Genomic DNA, 241 nt, shown 5'->3' on the forward strand with positions numbered 1-241 from the left:
GAGAAAGGAGAGAGAGGGAGGGAAGAAGGAGAAAGGAGAAGAGAAGGGGAGGAAAGAAAGAGGAAAGAGGGAGGGAGAGGAAAGAGGAAAAGAAGAAGGGAGAAAGAGAGAAAAAAAGAGGAAGGGGAAAGAGAGGAGGAAAAAGAAAAAGAAGAGAAAAGAAGAAAGGAGAGGAAAGGGGAAAAGAGAGAAAGGAGAGAGAGGAAGAAGAGAGAAGGAAGAAGGATTTTTTTTTTCAAGG

At 43.2% G+C, this 241-nt stretch carries 1 protein-coding gene; it reads left to right on the plus strand.

What is annotated here, in order from left to right; translation table 11 throughout:
* Nucleotides 1–241, plus strand: a 241-nt coding sequence (locus tag G3N97_RS40275; RefSeq protein WP_205997987.1) for a hypothetical protein, incomplete at both ends; no start/stop codon positions are given.

This window comes from Paraburkholderia sp. Ac-20347 (genome assembly GCF_017104805.1).
GTDB classification, from domain to species: domain Bacteria; phylum Pseudomonadota; class Gammaproteobacteria; order Burkholderiales; family Burkholderiaceae; genus Paraburkholderia; species Paraburkholderia tropica.